Here is a 14,458-nt window from a genome sequence, read left to right as displayed (position 1 = left end):
CGAAGGTGATCCCTTCGAGCCCGCGAACCCGCCCGGAGGAGCCCCCGTGAAGCGTGCCGCCACCCTGTCCGCCCTGGTCTGTCTGCTCGCCGTCACGGCTGCCGCGCCCGCCGCGCCCGCCGCGCCCCAAGCGCCCGACGCCGGGCGCGGCAAGGACCGCCACCACGGCAGCCTCCTGGACTCCGTGCCCAAGTCGGGCGTCCTGAAGGTGTGCACGACGGGCGACTACCGCCCGTTCACCCACCTCGACCCCGCCGACAAGACGTACAGCGGCGTCGACATCAAGATGGCCGAGGACTTGGCCGAGAGCCTGGAAGCCAAGCCCAAGTACGTGGCCACGACCTGGGCGAACCTGACCAAGGACGTCGCGGCGGGCCGCTGCGACATCGCGGTCGGCGGCGTCTCCATCACCCTGCCGCGCGCCCGCCAGGTCTACTTCAGCGAGCCGACCCGCGAGGACGGCAAGACGCCGATCATCCGCTGCGCCGACAAGGAGAAGTTCGGCGAGGGCACGCTCAAGGACATCGACAAGCAGGGCACCACCGTCATCGTGAACCCCGGCGGCACGAACGAGCAGTTCGCGCGCGCCAACATCAAACAGGCCACCATCAAGCTGCACCCGGAGAACACCACGATCTTCCAGGAGATCATCGAGGGCCGCGCGGACGTGATGATGACGGACGCGAGCGAGACCCGCTACCAGTCCAAGATCCACCCCGAACTCTGCTCCCTGCACCCCGAGAAGCCCTTCACCTTCTCCGAGAAGGCGTACGCAACTCCGCGCGGCGACGAGGAATTCAAGGAGTACGTCGACCAGTTCACACACCTGGCGACGCATGACGGGACGTACGCGCGGTACGAGGCGGAGTGGATGGGCGCCCCCTCGGGTTCCTAATCAGGGGTTTCCCTGAGGTGGTCCCCGATGTCGGGGCGGGGTGGCCGTCCTACCTTCCATGGCATGGCTTCCTTCCGTGATCGCTGTATCCACAGCCGGCAGGGTGGTCGGCTCGCCTCGACCACCACCGCCGACATCGACGAGCTCGTGGCCGGGCTCAAGGACAGGCCGCGCGTCGTCCTGCACTTCCACGGTGGACTCATCGACGACACGCTGGGATTCGCCAACGCCGCGCGGCTCGCGCCCGTCTACGAGGCGGCGGGCGCCGATCCCGTCTTCTTCGTGTGGAGCAGCGGGCTCCTGGAGACCTTGCGGGGGAACCTGCCGCAGATCCTGAACGAGAGCGTCTTTCGCACGCTGCTCAACAGGGTCACGCGGTACGCCACCGGCACCGTGTTCCGGCCGCCGGGACAGCGAGCTCTCGGGGCGGTGGCCACCCCTGCCCCGAGGGCTGTGGCAGCCGAACTCGCTCAAGTGCGGGCGGGACAGGAGCCCTACGCGCGGCTGACCGCACCGCCGGAGGTGCCGCCGCTCAGCGAGTCCGAGCAGCAGCAGATCGCCGCCGAGCTCTCGGCGGACATCGAACTGGCCGAGCGCACCCGGGAGATCGTGAACTCGGTGGTGCCCCCGGAGCAGCAGACCCATGAGCCGGCCGCCGCGGCGCGAGACGTCATCGGGGGGCGTGCCGCGGCGGCCACACTGATGTCACCGGATGTCGTGGCCGACCTCGCGGCCAGGGCGGGCACGGGGGAACGTGCCCTGGTGAGCACCGCGTTGATCGTGCGCAAGACCGTGCGGGTGGTGGCCGCCGTCGTCGGCCGCTTCCGGCAGCGCACCGACCACGGGCTGTATCCGACGGTCGTCGAGGAGATACTCCGCGAGTTCTACCTCGCCAACGTGGGCGCCGCGATCTGGGACGCCATGAAGCGCCAGACCGCCGACACCTTCACCGCCCCCGACGACGAGGTCCGCGCCGGACGGTACTTCCTCGACCGGTTCGCCGAGCTGCTTGCCGCGGGGACCCGGCCCCAGGTGACCGTGGTCGGCCACAGCGCGGGCGCCGTGTTCATCAGCAACCTGCTCGACGACCTCGCCCGCAGGCGTGACGCGGACGACGACCCCCTTCCCGCCGACTTCCGGGTGCGGGACGTGGTGCTCCTCGCGCCCGCCTGCACGGTGGCGCTGCTCGCGCCCGTGGTGCGCCGCAAGGCCGAACTCTTCGACCGGTTCCGGATGTTCACCATGACCGACCCGGCGGAGCAGGCCGACCACCTCGTGCCGTTCCTGTATCCGAGGTCGCTGCTCTACTTCATCTCCGGAGTCCTGGAGCGCGGGCCGTCAAGGCAGTCGGCCGTCACACCGATCGCGGGCATGCAGCACTGGTACCTCGACCCCGCCGCGGTGGGGCCCGACTCGGACGACCTGCGCCGCTTCCTGCGCGCCGACCCCGCACGCACGGTCTGGTCGCCGGGCGTGGGCGCGGGGGCCCGCAGCCACACCGCGTTCGACGACGACCCGCAGGTCCTCGTGAGCGTGGCCGCCATGCTCGCCGACTGAACGGCGCAAGGCTGAACGAGGGGGAGAGTGGGATGAACGACCTGCACTACGCCGTGGTCGTCGGCATCAACCGTTATCCGGCCATCGGTGACCTGCAGGCCGCGCGAGGTGATGCGGTCCGGTTCCGTGACTGGCTCGTCGACCCCAGGGGCGGCGATGTGCCCGCGGACAACGTCACGCTGGTGACCGCCACCGAGGAGCAGGAACGCACGGCGGACTTCATGACGGCCGTCCCGACCAGGGAGAACGTCGACCAGGCGCTCTACCGGGCGAACGTCGCGGTCCAACGGGCGATCGAGGGGCGGCCCGAGGAGGAGTGGGAGGCCGCGAGGCAGCGGACCCGTCTCTACTTCTTCCTCGCGGGACACGGCTTCATGACACCTCCCAACAGCACCGCGCTGCTGATGGCCAACGCCGCGTTCGACCTGCTCGGCAATCACCTCGCAGTGGGCCAGTACCTGGACTGGTACGAGTCGTCGTCGCCGTTCCGCGAGATCGTCTGCTTCGTGGACTGCTGCCGGACGAGCAACGGCAACGGCTCCATGTTCCCCTTCGGTCCGCCCTTCACCACCACGGTGGGAGCCCTGGAGAAGGTCGACTGCTTCGTCGGGTACGCCACCTCGCAGGGTGACCCCGCCTACGAGCAGCAGGACGCCGACCCGGACCTCGCGCGCGGTCACTTCACGACCGCGCTCCTCGACGGTCTCGGCGGCCGCAGCGTCACCCGCAAAGGGCTCATCACCTCCGACAGCCTCGCGGACTACGTCGTACGGCATGTGGAGGACCGCACCCGGCACCTGCTGGTGCCGCAGCAGCCCCGGTTCGTCAAGGCCAGCGCCCCGATGGTCTTCGTGCGGGACGTGGAGAACGGCATGCCCTCCGTCACGCTGCGCTTCCCGGAGGGATTCCGGGGCTGGGTGCAGCTGCGGGGCGGCGACCCGGACGAGGCTCCGCTGCGGCTGTACGTCGATGCAGCGGAGTACGTCGAGAAGCTCGCCCCCGGGCTCTACCGGGTGACGCCGGAGAGCTGGACGGCGGACGACTTCCAGAACCGTGGATTCTTCGAGGTAATGACAGGTGGTGGCAATGGTGTCCAGCTCTGAAGCCCCTGACGGGCGGCGGCGCACACGAGGGGAGACGGCGAAGCACGTGCCGTTCGTCGTCATACCGGACACCCCGTCGGTCCTCGTCACCGTCACGGACTCCGCGTTCCGCGAGGTGGCGCACGCGATGGGCACCATCGACACGACGCTGCCGCCCGGCATCTACCGCATCGAGCAGCGCTTCGGCGGCGAGGTGGAGAGCCGGTTCGTCGAGGTCGGCACCGAGCCGTTCACCGAGCGGCTCGCGCTGCCCCGCCTGCCCACGCCCACGCCCGTCGAAGGCACTCCCACGACCCGTGAGGACCACCGCGCGGCCGCGATGCGCTGGAGCACCGAGGCGACGCACGGCGGGGGCCCGCCGACCCTGATGGTGCTGATCCGCAATCTGCGCCGGGGCTGGCAGCTCGACCCGTTCGCCCTGGAGATCGCCGACGAGCACGGCATGCCCGTGGACGGCGGAGCCGGGGGCTGGGAGCCCGCGGGCGGCCAGGAGTGGTCGGCCTGGAGTGGTGAACTGCCGCCCGGCGGCTACCGGTTGAGGACGCGCAGGGAGCCTGCCGACGGACTGCCGCTCGCGCAGGCGCTGCACGTGCTCGACGGGTGGACGACCCTGGTGTTCGTGAGCAACGGACCGCAGGGTCCGCAGCCGCAGTTCGCCTCGATCCAGATGGTGCGCCACGGCGCCGGCTGGCAGCCGGCGGACCGCACCCTGGGCCTCGCCATGGAGGCCGCGCTGTCGGGCCTGCGGCAGGGGATCGACCTCGTGTCGACACAGCAACTGCTGGGTCTCCTGGACGCGAAGAGCGTCAACCCGTTCCTCGGCGTCATCGGGGCGCACGCCCTGCTGCTGCACCCGACCCCCGATCTGGGGCGGATCGGCAGCCTCCTGGAGCGCCTCGTCCACTACGCACCCGCCCAGCCGGACATCGCCGCCCTGTGCACCCTGCTCGACGAGCCGGTGCCGCCGGTCGCGTCACCGCCCATGTTCGCGGCCTCCTGCCGCCTCCTGGTCCGGGCGGACTCGGCCGCCCCGGGGGTCCTCCAGGACGGCTCGGTGGCCGAGAGCGTGGCGGAGCACCTGGTGGGGCGCGGTGTCTGGACGACGTGGCTGGAGCAGGAGCCCCGGCGGTCGGCCGTCGCAGTGCGCGGCGGCATCGTCCCGGCGGTGCGGGGGGACGATGCCGCCGTGAGGCGATCCCGGGCAGCCGATCCGGTCGACCGGGTCCGGCGCTACGTACGGCAGATCGCGAACGTCGAGGAGAAGAGCGTGGCCGACGTACTGAGCCGCATGGAGCCGAAGGACCTGTCACGCAGGACCGGCATACCCCATAAGGCGGTCGACCAGGCCATCGAGGAGCTCAGGCACCCGCGAGGGAAGCCGGAGGGAGAGTGACGCCCGCAGGGGGCGTGCGGCTTGCCCGGGAAGTGACGCCGCGACGGCCCGGAGGCGGTGCCCCCGGCCGTCGCGGGTCCCGACATCTCCGCTCCCGCGCACGGCACCCCCGTGTCCGTGCGCGGGGGAGAGTCGGTGGCCTGCCGGCCGCGTCCCCCAACACGGCCGGCAGGGGCGGGTGGGACGACCTGCAGCCCGTGCACCCCCGAGCGCGCACGGACAGACAGGCCGACGGTGACGTGGTGGCGCGTCACCCGTTCTTGAGGAACCCCCGCCGCGGTCACGGCCACCCCCGTCAGATCAGCGCGTGGCGCACCATCGTGACGAACTGCTCCGAGGGCTCGACGCCGATTCCGTGCGGAGCAGCCCGCGGAACACCTTGAAGTGGCGCACCGCCTCCGCGAGGTTGTTCTCGGCGAGGTGCACCGTCACGACCGCCCGGTGCGCGCTCTCGCGCAGCGGATCGATCCGGGTGCTCTCCAGCGCGGCCTCCAGGGCGGGGGCGTACTGCTCCTGCGCGACGAGCCGGGCCGAAAGGGCTTCCAGCGCGTGCAGCCGCAGCTGGTGCAGCCGCTCGCGCTCGAACACAACCCAGTCCTGGTGCCAGCCGGGCAGCAGCTCACCCATGCCCATCAGCGAGGCGCACGCGGCCCCGGTCCCCTCTGCCGAGGACGCCAGAATGCGGTGTGCCGTGGTGGTGAAGTCCTGGATGTCCATCCGGACGCGCCGGCTGAGCGCGAGTACCCCGGGCCGGGGACTCATGACGGCCGAACTCGTCGCGTTCAGACGCCAGATGGCGGTACGGAGGCAGGCACGCGCACGCTCCTCGGTCACGTCGGGCCACAGCGTCCCCGCGAGCACCGAACGTGTCGCGGGGCCGCGGAGCCCGAGCAGGGCGAGCACCTGCTGCCCGCCGACGGGCACGTCGACCTGCCCGCCGCCGTCGCCCTCGCCGCCGCTGAGGTGGAAACCCCCCAACAGCCGCAGGCGTAGGGCCGGTGGCGCGTCGCCGCATACCGCCGGACGTTCCGTGACAGCCATCTGTGCACCCCCAGTCGTGCATCCCATCCCCTGACCAGCCAAGAAACTACGCCGGGCAGGGGCCGGGGTGCCTCAGGGAACCGCCCAGGGATATCCCCGGTGTGCCGGGGCTCCGGCCAGGGAGGGGGTGGCCCCAGGGGACGGGCCGGGACCCGGGGGCCCGGCTAGGACGAGGTGCGTCGCTCCTGGGGGGCGAAGTGGTGCACGAGCCCGATGCGCGAGGTGATGCCGAGCTTCGTATAGGTGTGGCCCAAGTGGTACTCGATGGTCTTGACGCTCAGCGCCAGGGCGGTGGCGATCTGCCGGTTGGTGAAGCCCTGCGACGCCAGACGCGCGACGGCAAGCTCCTGCGGGGTGAGTCCCTCGGCGGCGGAAGCGGAGTCGGCGGCCGCCGGATCGTGCGCGGGCCGGGGTGGCGCGGCGCGCCCGCAGGCGTCCAACTCCCGCTCGCACCGCGCCAGATAGGGCGTGGCGTCCAGTTCGCTCATCGTCGTGTACGCCGCCTGGAGCTGGGCCACGGCGACCGAGCGGCGGCCGATCCTGCGCAGGAACGCCCCGTGGTCGAGCTCGACGCGGGCACGGCCGAACGGCGAAGGGAACTGCGCCGCCTGGTCGTGCGCGCGCAGGAACGACGCCTGGGCGCGGTCCGTCTCGCGGCGCGCCGCGTGCAGATTGCCGCGCACCCGCGCCGCGGCGGACAGCGCCGAATGCCGCCCGCGCGCCGCGGCCCGCTCCTCGTAGGGGCGGAGCACCGCCTCGGCCTCGTCGAATTCGCCGAGCTGGATCAGCGCGTCGACCAGGAGTTCACGCCAGGACACCACGCCCGGTTCGTTCACGCCGTCGTGCGAGGCGAAGTCGAGGAGCGGGCGCAGCGCCTCGACGACCCGCTCCGGTTCCGCGCGGGCCTCGGCGAAGGCTCCGTGCGCGGATGCCGCGTACGCGTAGGCCAACGCGCTCTCGTCGCAGCCGGGCGCGTCCAGGGCGAGCCGCAGGTGCACCGACGCGCGGTCCCAGGTGCCGCGCGCCGAGAGGATCCAGCTGGCGATGGCGTGTGTGACGGGCTTGAGCCACGACTGTTCGGTGTCGTCGGCGATCGACGCGGACGCCTCGGCGTGGATCAGCGCCTCGTCCCAGTCACCGAGCCGGTGCAGGGTCTGGGCCAGCGCGGACGCGGAGAGCAGCCGCAACGGCACCGTACCCCTGCGACAGTTGGCAACGGCTCCCAGCAAGTCGGCGCGGGCGCCCGGCAGATCGTCCGACCACAGCCTCAACTGGCCGCGCGCGAGGAGCAGATCGATGCTCGCGGGCGGAACCAGCAGCGGGTCGGGCAGGTCACCGGCGAGTTCGATGCCCTTCTTGGCGAATCCGCTGAGGCCAAGGGCGAGGAGGTGGTTGAAGCGCAGCATCCGGCTCGGGCCCTGGAGGGTGGACAGACGCTGCGCGCGCTCCGCCCACAGGGCGGCGTCGGCGGAGCGGCCGCGCATCACGGCGGCGTAGCTCAACTGCTCGGCCGCCCGCGCGGCCAGCGAGGGGTCGCTCCCGTGGTCGCACTGGTTCCAGGCGTCGACGAGCAGCGTCTGCGCCTGCTCCATGCGCCCTTGGACGCGCGCCACATAGCCGCGTACATAGCCGCGCAGCGCCGGGTCCGCGCCGGCCGGGAGGCCGGCCGCGAGCTCGGCCGACTCGTGCACCCGGCCGTCGAGCAGCAGCGCCTCGACCGCCTCGACGGCGAGCCGGTCGCGTTCGAGGTCGGTCGTGGCCACCCGTGACGCGTGCCGCAGGTGTGTGCCCGCGACCGCCCACTGCCCGGTGGCGGCCTCGCGCCGGGCGCACGCGGCGAGCGCGGCGGCGAGATGCTCGTCCGGGCCCGTGGCGGCGAGCACGCGGTGCCGCAGACTCGCGTAGTCGTCGTCGACCAGGGCCGCGGCGCGGGTGTGCAGGTCGGCTCGGTGCGCGGGGCCGATGTCCTGGTAGACGGCGGCGTGGACGAGGGGGTGCGGGAAGGAGATCCCGGGCGCGGCGCCCGGGTGCGTCTCCTTCAAGAGCCCTGCCTTGACGGCCCGTTCCAGCGCGGGCAGCGGCGCGGGGACCCGCGCGAGCGAGGCGGCGGCGCTCAGCGGGCAGGAGAGCCCGAGGACGCTGACCGCCTGGACGAGCCGCAAGGCCTGGGGGCCGCACTCCGCGAGGTTGGCGAGGACCAGCATCGCGTACGAACGGGGAGCGGGCAGGGGTGTGGTGACGTCCCGCAGGACGTGCGAGGGCACCTGGTCCAGGAGCGCGCGGGCGTGCAGCGGATTGCCGTGTGTGTGGTCGCGGAGGCGTACAGAAGCGGAGTGCGGGAGCCGGTCGGCGCCCAACTGGGCGCTCAGGGAGCCCAGTTCGTACGGGCTGAGTCCGTGCAGCGGGATGCGCCGGGTGCGGACGTCGGCGAGCAGCCGGCGGATGCCGTCCGGTAGTTGGGGGGCCTGCGGGTCCCGCGCCGTCACGATCGCCAGGACCTTGTCGACGCGCAGCCGCCGCAGGGCGAACGTCAGGGCGTTCAGCGAAGCGGAGTCGGCCCAGTGGGCGTCGTCGAGCACCAGGATGACAGGGCCCTTGTCCTGCAGCTCGCTCAGCAGGTCGAGCAGTCCGAAGCCGGCCGCGAGCGGCGGCAGGGTGCCGGGCGCCGAGCGGGGCGTGCGCACCAGCGACCCCAGGCTGTCGGGCAGCGGGAGAGGGCTCTGCCCGACGAACTGCGCGAGCACCCCGCAGGGCAGCACGCTCTCGTTCTCCTCGCCGCTGGCCTGCAGCACGCAGGCGTCGCCCGCCGTGTCCAGGAACCTGCGCACCAGCGCGGTCTTGCCGATGCCGCCGGGCCCGTCGATCAGGACGAGGCGCGGCACACCCTCGCACGCGTGGCGGAACTCCTCCTGGAGCACCGCGAGTTCATGCGTACGACCGGAAAACGCCTCATGGGGCGCCGGTGGGTGGGCATGGCCGTTCAGTGTGTCCCCGGACGTCATCACCGCCCCCACGTGTCGGCACCCGGTACGGGCGCCAGGACTGTGACGGCGACCCGTGCCGGGCGCATGGCCCTGAACGTCCACGATGATGCCGGAACCGGTCTGGTACAAGCAGATTGCCCGCTCCCGGAGAGCTGTTTGCCGTGCCGTGGAATCAGGCGCCCCAGGAGTCGCCATCCGCCGCGGAAGCGGGTTCTCCGGTCTCCGTGGACGCGTCCGGGGGCGGTTCGAGGAGCGAGAGCAGTTCGAGCCAGCCGTGGAACGGCACGCAACGCCCTGTGTCCCCTTCCTCGTTGCCCTCGTCCACCACGTTTCCGTGCACGCCCCCAGGCGAGCGGAACACCTCGATGACGTAACGCACAACGCCCTCCCGAGGGCCGGTACGGGCCCCGAACCGTGACACATCGCGACAGCGCCACGGTACGAACGCACATCCGCCCGTCGCTTCGGGGAGTCACCTAGGGATGTCCCCAGTCGGCGGCCCTTGGCCAAGGCTGTCGCCGGCCCCGAACGCCCCCCGGGATCCCGAACATCCCCTGGAATAACGCAGGTTGATGTGTCCCGCATCACTCTCTGTGGCATCCTTGGCCTCCACACGCATCAGTTGCACGCGGGGGTGTCACATGGTTGCGCCGACGGAGCGCGCCCCGGAGGGCGGCGGAACCCGTACCCCGGAATCCAGGGAAAAGACCTTCCTCGGGCAGCAGTTCACCCTTCATCTCGTGGCGATGCTCGTCCTGGCCGCCGTCGCGGTCTGGGGCGGCACGGCCGGCGCGGTGACCGCGGCCACTCTCTTCATCGCGTACGCCTCCACGATGACGGGGCGCGCGGCCAAGAGTGAACGCCCGGAAGCGGCCCAGCACTTGCGGGCCTTCCTCGGCGCGGTGCTCGTCGCGCTGCTGGTCGGGGCGCTGGCCTGGGGCATCCGCTCGTCCGTGGCCGCGGGCAAGCCGGTCGACGTGACGCCCCATGCGGAACTGACGGGCGCCACCCTGGACGCCGACGGAACGGCCAGGCTCACCGTGAAGTCCGATCCGGGCGACTACGGAGAGCTGAAGGTGACCCTCGCGGCGCGTGACGGGGTCGCGGGCGGATCTCCCTGCCTCGCTCTGAGCAGCCTGCGGTTCCAGGGCGCGGACATCGACGCGAAGGGGCCCGTCGACCTGGCGGGCACCCTCACCACCACGCTCGATCTGGGGGACGGCACGGGACCGGAAGTCGCGGTCGACATTCAATTGGCCGGCGGCGACGACTGCCGGGTCGGCCTCACGCTCGAGAAGGCGGAGTACCGCCGGTAGCCCAAGGGAGAGTCCATGTCCTGCAGAGCGCGACGTCCTCGGCTCATCACCGCCGCATGCCTGCTCGCCCTCAGCCTGACCGCCGCGTGTGGCGGCGGGTCGGGGAACGGGTCCGACCACGCCGAGCCTTCCGGCGGTGCCACCACGAAGAGCGAGGCGCCGCCCTCGATCTTCGACGCGAAGACCCTCAACGTCGCGGTGAAGAAGGGGCAGCCCGGCTTCAGCACGCGCAGCGAGGAGGAGGACGACTTCGCCGGATTCGAGGCGCAGTTGGTGGAGTTCCTCAGCTCGAAGCTCGGATTCAAGGCCGCGGACTGGGACGTCCAGTCGCGCGACCGCGAGAACGTGCTGCGTGACGGCAGCATGGACATGGTGGTGGCCACGTACTCCGTCACCGGCGAGCGGGACAAGGCGGTCGACTTCACGGCCCCGTACTTCAAGACGTACCAGGGGGTGCTGATCCGCAAGGATTACACCGGCATCGCCAAGCTGGCGGACGTCGACGGGAAACGGGTGTGCAGCGTGCGCGGCTCCACAGGCGACCCGGACAGCGAGCAGGACGAGAAGGCCAAGGAAGCCATCCGGGCCGCCCTGGGCCAGAGCGTGGTGGCCGAGCTCCGCAACAGCTACAAGACCTGCGTCAAGGAGCTCATCAACGGCAACTTCGAAGCCGTCTGGACGGACAAGATCATCCTGGAGGGCTTCGCCCAGGACCCGCGGTACGTCGACGAGGTCGAGGTGGCGCGGAGCATCACGGTCAAGAACCGGCAGTTCTACGGCATCGGCCTGCGGGAGGGGCAGACCGCCGACTGCCACCGCCTGAACGACGTCCTGGAGGACTTCCTGCAGACCAGTTGGTCGCTGGCCTTCCGGACCTACTTCCCCGAGGTCACGGCGCGGGCGAGCGCCTTCGAGCAGGACTACAAGCCCACCGACTCCGAGTTCAGGAAGCTCAAGAAGACCTCGTGCGGCGGCAATTAGCCCCGGGCGGCGGCTAGTGGCCCCGGGCGGCGGCTAGTGGCCCCGGGCGTCGGGGCTGGCGGGGCTCACACCATCCGGTGGTACTGCTGCGGGGTGGCGACGTCGCCGCCGAGGTCGTTCGCGGCGTGGCGGGCCCACGAGGGGTTGCGCAGGAGTTCGCGGCCCAGGAGCACGGCGTCCGCCCGGCCGTCGGCGAGGATCTTCTCGGCCTGCTCGGGTTCCGTGATCATGCCGACGGCGGCCACGGGCAGCGCGGTCTCGGCCTTGACCCGTGCCGCGAACGGGACTTGGTAGCCGGGGCCGGTCGCGATGCGCGCCCGCGGGGCGTTCCCGCCGCTGGACACGTCAAGGAGGTCCACGCCGTGGGCGTGCAGGTCCTTCGCGAGGCGGACCGTGTCGTCGGCCGTCCAGCCGTCGCGCTCGTCCTCGGGGTTCTCCGTCAGCCAGTCGGTCGCGGAGATCCGGAAGAAGAGGGGCAGCTCCTCGGGCCACACCGCGCGGACGGCGGCGACGACCTCGAGGGCGAGCCGGGAGCGGTTCTCGAAGGAGCCGCCGTACTCGTCCGTGCGGCGGTTGGTGAACGGCGAGAGGAACTCGCCGATGAGGTAGCCGTGGGCGCCGTGGATCTCGACCACCTGGAAGCCGGCGTCGAGCGCGCGCCGGGCCGCGTCCGCGAACTGGCGGACGACGTCGCGGATCTCCTCCGTGGTGAGTTCGTGCGGCAGGTGGTGGCCCTCGTCGAAGGGGAGCGCGCTGGGTGCGAGCGGCTGCCAGCCGTGCTCGTCCGGGCCGATGGGCCCGCCGCCCTTCCAGGGGCGGTCGGTCGAGGCCTTGCGGCCCGCGTGCGCGATCTGGATGCCCGGAGTTGTGCCGTGGGTCTTCAGGAAGCCGGTGATGCGGCGGAAGGCCTCGACCTGCGTGTCGTTCCATATCCCGAGGTCCGCGGGGCTGATGCGGCCCTCGGGGCTCACGGCCGACGCCTCGACGAGGATCAGGCCGGTGCCGCCCGCGGCGCGCGCCGCGTAGTGGGCGAAGTGCCAGTCGCCCGCCACACCCGCGTTCGGCCCGGACACCTCCGCCGAGTACTGGCACATCGGCGCCATCCACACGCGGTTGGCGACGGTCAGTGATCGCAGGGTGTAAGGCTCGAACAGCGCGCTCACGGCGGCCTCCATTCGTCACGGGCGTTGGTACGGCCCGTACGGTAGACCGCTGAATACGGCAGAAGTCAAACTACGATGGCTCTCGTACTATGGAGGCCTTCGAGAAGACGTGAAGCCCGGATGAAGTGGAGCCGTCATGACGACCGCCGCACCGATCAGCAGCCGTGCACTCGACCATCCGCAGCGCCCCGAGATCCGGCTGGAAAGCGTGCTCCACGCGCTGTCGGACCCGATGCGCCTGCGGGTCGTGCGGCAGCTGGCCGGGTGTAAGCCGGGTCTCGACGGTCTCTCCTGCTCGCAGATCGACCTGCCTGTGACGAAGTCCACGAGCACCCACCACTTCCGGGTGCTGCGCGAGAGCGGCGTGATCCAGCAGATCTACCGCGGCACGGCCAAGCTGAACGGGCTGCGCCGAGCCGACCTGGACGCGCTGTTCCCCGGCCTGCTCGACAGCGTCCTGGCCGCGGCAAGGACGCAGGCGGAGCGCACGGGCGCCCCGTAAGGGGCGCGCGGCGAACGCGACCAGCCCCCACCGGGCCCGCGGACCGGTCACCACCCGAGCCAGGCGCGGCGCCGAGGGGCCTACGACAGATCGCCCCGCGCAGCGGACCGCAGCCCCGGCCAGTCCGGGATCTTCACAGGGCCGCGGCCCAGCGAGATGCCGAGCTCCGCCTCCGCGCGCTCGATCCCGAGCCAGCCCTGCCACTCGACGGGGTCCTGCCCGGCGTCGCGCAGAGCGGGCAGCGGGTCCTCGGGCACCCGTTTCCGTACGAGGGCGGGGGCGTCGTCCAGCAGGGAGAGCACCGTCTCCTTGGCGCACGGACGGTTGGTCCCGATGACGCCCGTCGGGCCCCGCTTGATCCAGCCCGCCACATACTCGCCGGGGGACGTGGCGCCCGCCCGCAGCACGCGCCCCGCCGCGTGCGGCACCGTGCCGAGGGCAGGGTCGAACGGCAGGCCGTCGATGGGGACCCCGCGATAACCCACCGAGCGCAGGACCAGCTGCCCCGCGATGTCCTCGTACTGCCCCGAACCCGTCACCCCGCCACGCCCGTCCGGCAGCGTGCGCTCGAACCGTACCCCGCCGACCCGGCCCGCGGCGTCCGTCACGGCCACGGGGCGCAGGAAGAAGCGGAGCCGGATGCTGCGCGGCAGGTGCTGCGCGGGGCGCTCGGCCCAGCCGCGCATCACCTCGATGTTGCGGCGGATCGCCGCGGGCAGGCCGGAGGGGTCGGCGTACGCCGGATCGAGCGCCAACTCCTCGGGATCCACGATCACTTCGGTGTCCGGGAGCGAACCGAGCTCCCGCAGTTCCTTGGTCGTGAAGCGTGCCTGCGAAGGGCCGCGCCGCCCCACCATGTGGACCTCGCGCACCCGGCTCTCGGCCAGCACGCCGAGCGCCGCCTGCGGCATGTCGGTGGGCCGCAGCTCCGCCACACCGCGCGCCAGCATCCGCGCGACGTCCACCGCCACGTTCCCGACGCCGATGACGACGGCGGACTCCACGCCCCCGATGAAACCGTCGGCCGTCGCGTCCGGGTGCGCGCTGTACCAGGACACGAACTCCGTGGCCGAGTGGCTCCCCGGCAGATCCTCGCCCGGCACGCCCAGCTTGCGGTCGGCCGCCGCGCCCACGCAGTAGACGACCGCGTGGTAGAGGTCGAGCAGCCGCGCGACGGGGAAGCCGTTCGGGCCGATCTCGATGCCGCCCAGGAAGCGGACGCGGTCGTGTTCGAGGACCGTGCGCAGGTTGTTCTGGAGGGACTTGATCTTCTCGTGGTCGGGTGCGACCCCGTAACGGACGAGGCCGTACGGGCAGGGCAGCCGGTCGATGACGTCGACGCGCACCCCCGGCACGCGTTCCTGCTGGACAAGGGACTGCGCGGTGTACACCCCGCTCGGGCCCGATCCGACGACGGCTACCTGCAGCACGGCGGTGCTCCTTCCGCGAGGCGGCCTCGGGGATGAATTCAGCATCGCACCCCAGTGGGCTGAGGGGGAGATGCGGTGTGCCGTTCGTGACCT

General features: G+C 71.8%; 12 protein-coding genes. 7 read left to right on the top strand and 5 right to left on the bottom strand.

Annotation, left to right across the window (positions count from 1 at the left end):
* Nucleotides 1-46 precede the first annotated feature (46 nt).
* The 4 genes from AC5P1C_RS18270 to AC5P1C_RS18255 all read left to right on the top strand — a co-directional run bounded on the left by AC5P1C_RS18270 (nucleotide 47) and on the right by AC5P1C_RS18255 (nucleotide 4,948).
* Nucleotides 47-895, top strand: a complete 849-nt coding sequence (locus AC5P1C_RS18270) for a transporter substrate-binding domain-containing protein (protein WP_493866915.1) — start codon at nucleotides 47-49, stop codon at nucleotides 893-895.
* A 63-nt stretch (nucleotides 896-958) separates the two neighbouring features.
* Complete coding sequence (locus AC5P1C_RS18265) at nucleotides 959-2,452, top strand: hypothetical protein (RefSeq protein WP_493866914.1); 1,494 nt, start codon at nucleotides 959-961, stop codon at nucleotides 2,450-2,452.
* 32 nt (nucleotides 2,453-2,484) lie between these two features.
* Nucleotides 2,485-3,555 carry a caspase family protein gene (locus tag AC5P1C_RS18260; protein WP_493866913.1) on the top strand — a complete coding sequence of 357 codons (1,071 nt, stop codon included), beginning with the start codon at nucleotides 2,485-2,487 and terminating at the stop codon, nucleotides 3,553-3,555.
* Nucleotides 3,539-4,948, top strand: coding sequence for a hypothetical protein (locus tag AC5P1C_RS18255; protein WP_493866912.1), 1,410 nt, complete (start codon nucleotides 3,539-3,541; stop codon nucleotides 4,946-4,948). The genes AC5P1C_RS18260 and AC5P1C_RS18255 overlap by 17 nt, the downstream gene beginning before the upstream one ends.
* Before the next feature lie 300 nt (nucleotides 4,949-5,248).
* On the opposite strand, the gene AC5P1C_RS18250 is transcribed toward AC5P1C_RS18255, so the two are convergent.
* The 3 genes from AC5P1C_RS18250 to AC5P1C_RS18240 form a co-directional block, all read right to left on the bottom strand.
* On the bottom strand, nucleotides 5,249-5,989 hold the full coding sequence (locus AC5P1C_RS18250) for an AfsR/SARP family transcriptional regulator (protein WP_493866911.1): 741 nt from the start codon (nucleotides 5,987-5,989) through the stop codon (nucleotides 5,249-5,251).
* Nucleotides 5,990-6,153: 164 nt separating this feature from the next.
* The gene (locus AC5P1C_RS18245; RefSeq protein ID WP_493866910.1) at nucleotides 6,154-8,991 is read right to left on the bottom strand and encodes a helix-turn-helix transcriptional regulator; all 2,838 of its coding nucleotides are present in this window, start codon (nucleotides 8,989-8,991) and stop codon (nucleotides 6,154-6,156) included.
* A 154-nt stretch (nucleotides 8,992-9,145) separates the two neighbouring features.
* Nucleotides 9,146-9,352: a hypothetical protein gene (locus AC5P1C_RS18240; RefSeq protein WP_493866909.1), complete on the bottom strand. Its 207-nt coding sequence runs from the start codon at nucleotides 9,350-9,352 to the stop codon at nucleotides 9,146-9,148.
* Nucleotides 9,353-9,614: 262 nt separating this feature from the next.
* Between AC5P1C_RS18240 and AC5P1C_RS18235 the strand changes: the two genes are divergently transcribed.
* Nucleotides 9,615-10,289: a hypothetical protein gene (locus tag AC5P1C_RS18235; protein ID WP_493866908.1), complete on the top strand. Its 675-nt coding sequence runs from the start codon at nucleotides 9,615-9,617 to the stop codon at nucleotides 10,287-10,289.
* Between the two features lie 15 nt (nucleotides 10,290-10,304).
* Nucleotides 10,305-11,270 (top strand): transporter substrate-binding domain-containing protein, encoded by a 966-nt coding sequence (locus AC5P1C_RS18230; RefSeq protein WP_493866907.1) that lies wholly within the window; start codon nucleotides 10,305-10,307, stop codon nucleotides 11,268-11,270.
* A gap of 65 nt (nucleotides 11,271-11,335) precedes the next feature.
* Here AC5P1C_RS18230 and AC5P1C_RS18225 read toward each other — a convergent pair whose 3' ends face one another.
* Nucleotides 11,336-12,433: an NADH:flavin oxidoreductase/NADH oxidase gene (locus tag AC5P1C_RS18225; RefSeq protein WP_493866906.1), complete on the bottom strand. Its 1,098-nt coding sequence runs from the start codon at nucleotides 12,431-12,433 to the stop codon at nucleotides 11,336-11,338.
* Between the two features lie 136 nt (nucleotides 12,434-12,569).
* On the opposite strand from AC5P1C_RS18225, the gene AC5P1C_RS18220 reads away from it, so the two are divergent.
* Nucleotides 12,570-12,935 (top strand): ArsR/SmtB family transcription factor, encoded by a 366-nt coding sequence (locus AC5P1C_RS18220; RefSeq protein ID WP_493866905.1) that lies wholly within the window; start codon nucleotides 12,570-12,572, stop codon nucleotides 12,933-12,935.
* A gap of 80 nt (nucleotides 12,936-13,015) precedes the next feature.
* Here AC5P1C_RS18220 and AC5P1C_RS18215 read toward each other — a convergent pair whose 3' ends face one another.
* A complete protein-coding gene (locus AC5P1C_RS18215) occupies nucleotides 13,016-14,365 on the bottom strand; it encodes an FAD-dependent oxidoreductase (protein WP_493866904.1) in 1,350 nt (449 codons plus the stop codon).
* Between the last annotated feature and the right edge of the window lie 93 nt (nucleotides 14,366-14,458).

Source organism: Streptomyces sp. A18, from assembly GCF_059026065.1.
The sequence above is the reverse complement of the archived record's forward strand: the minus strand, read 5'-3'. Positions and strand labels throughout refer to the sequence as shown.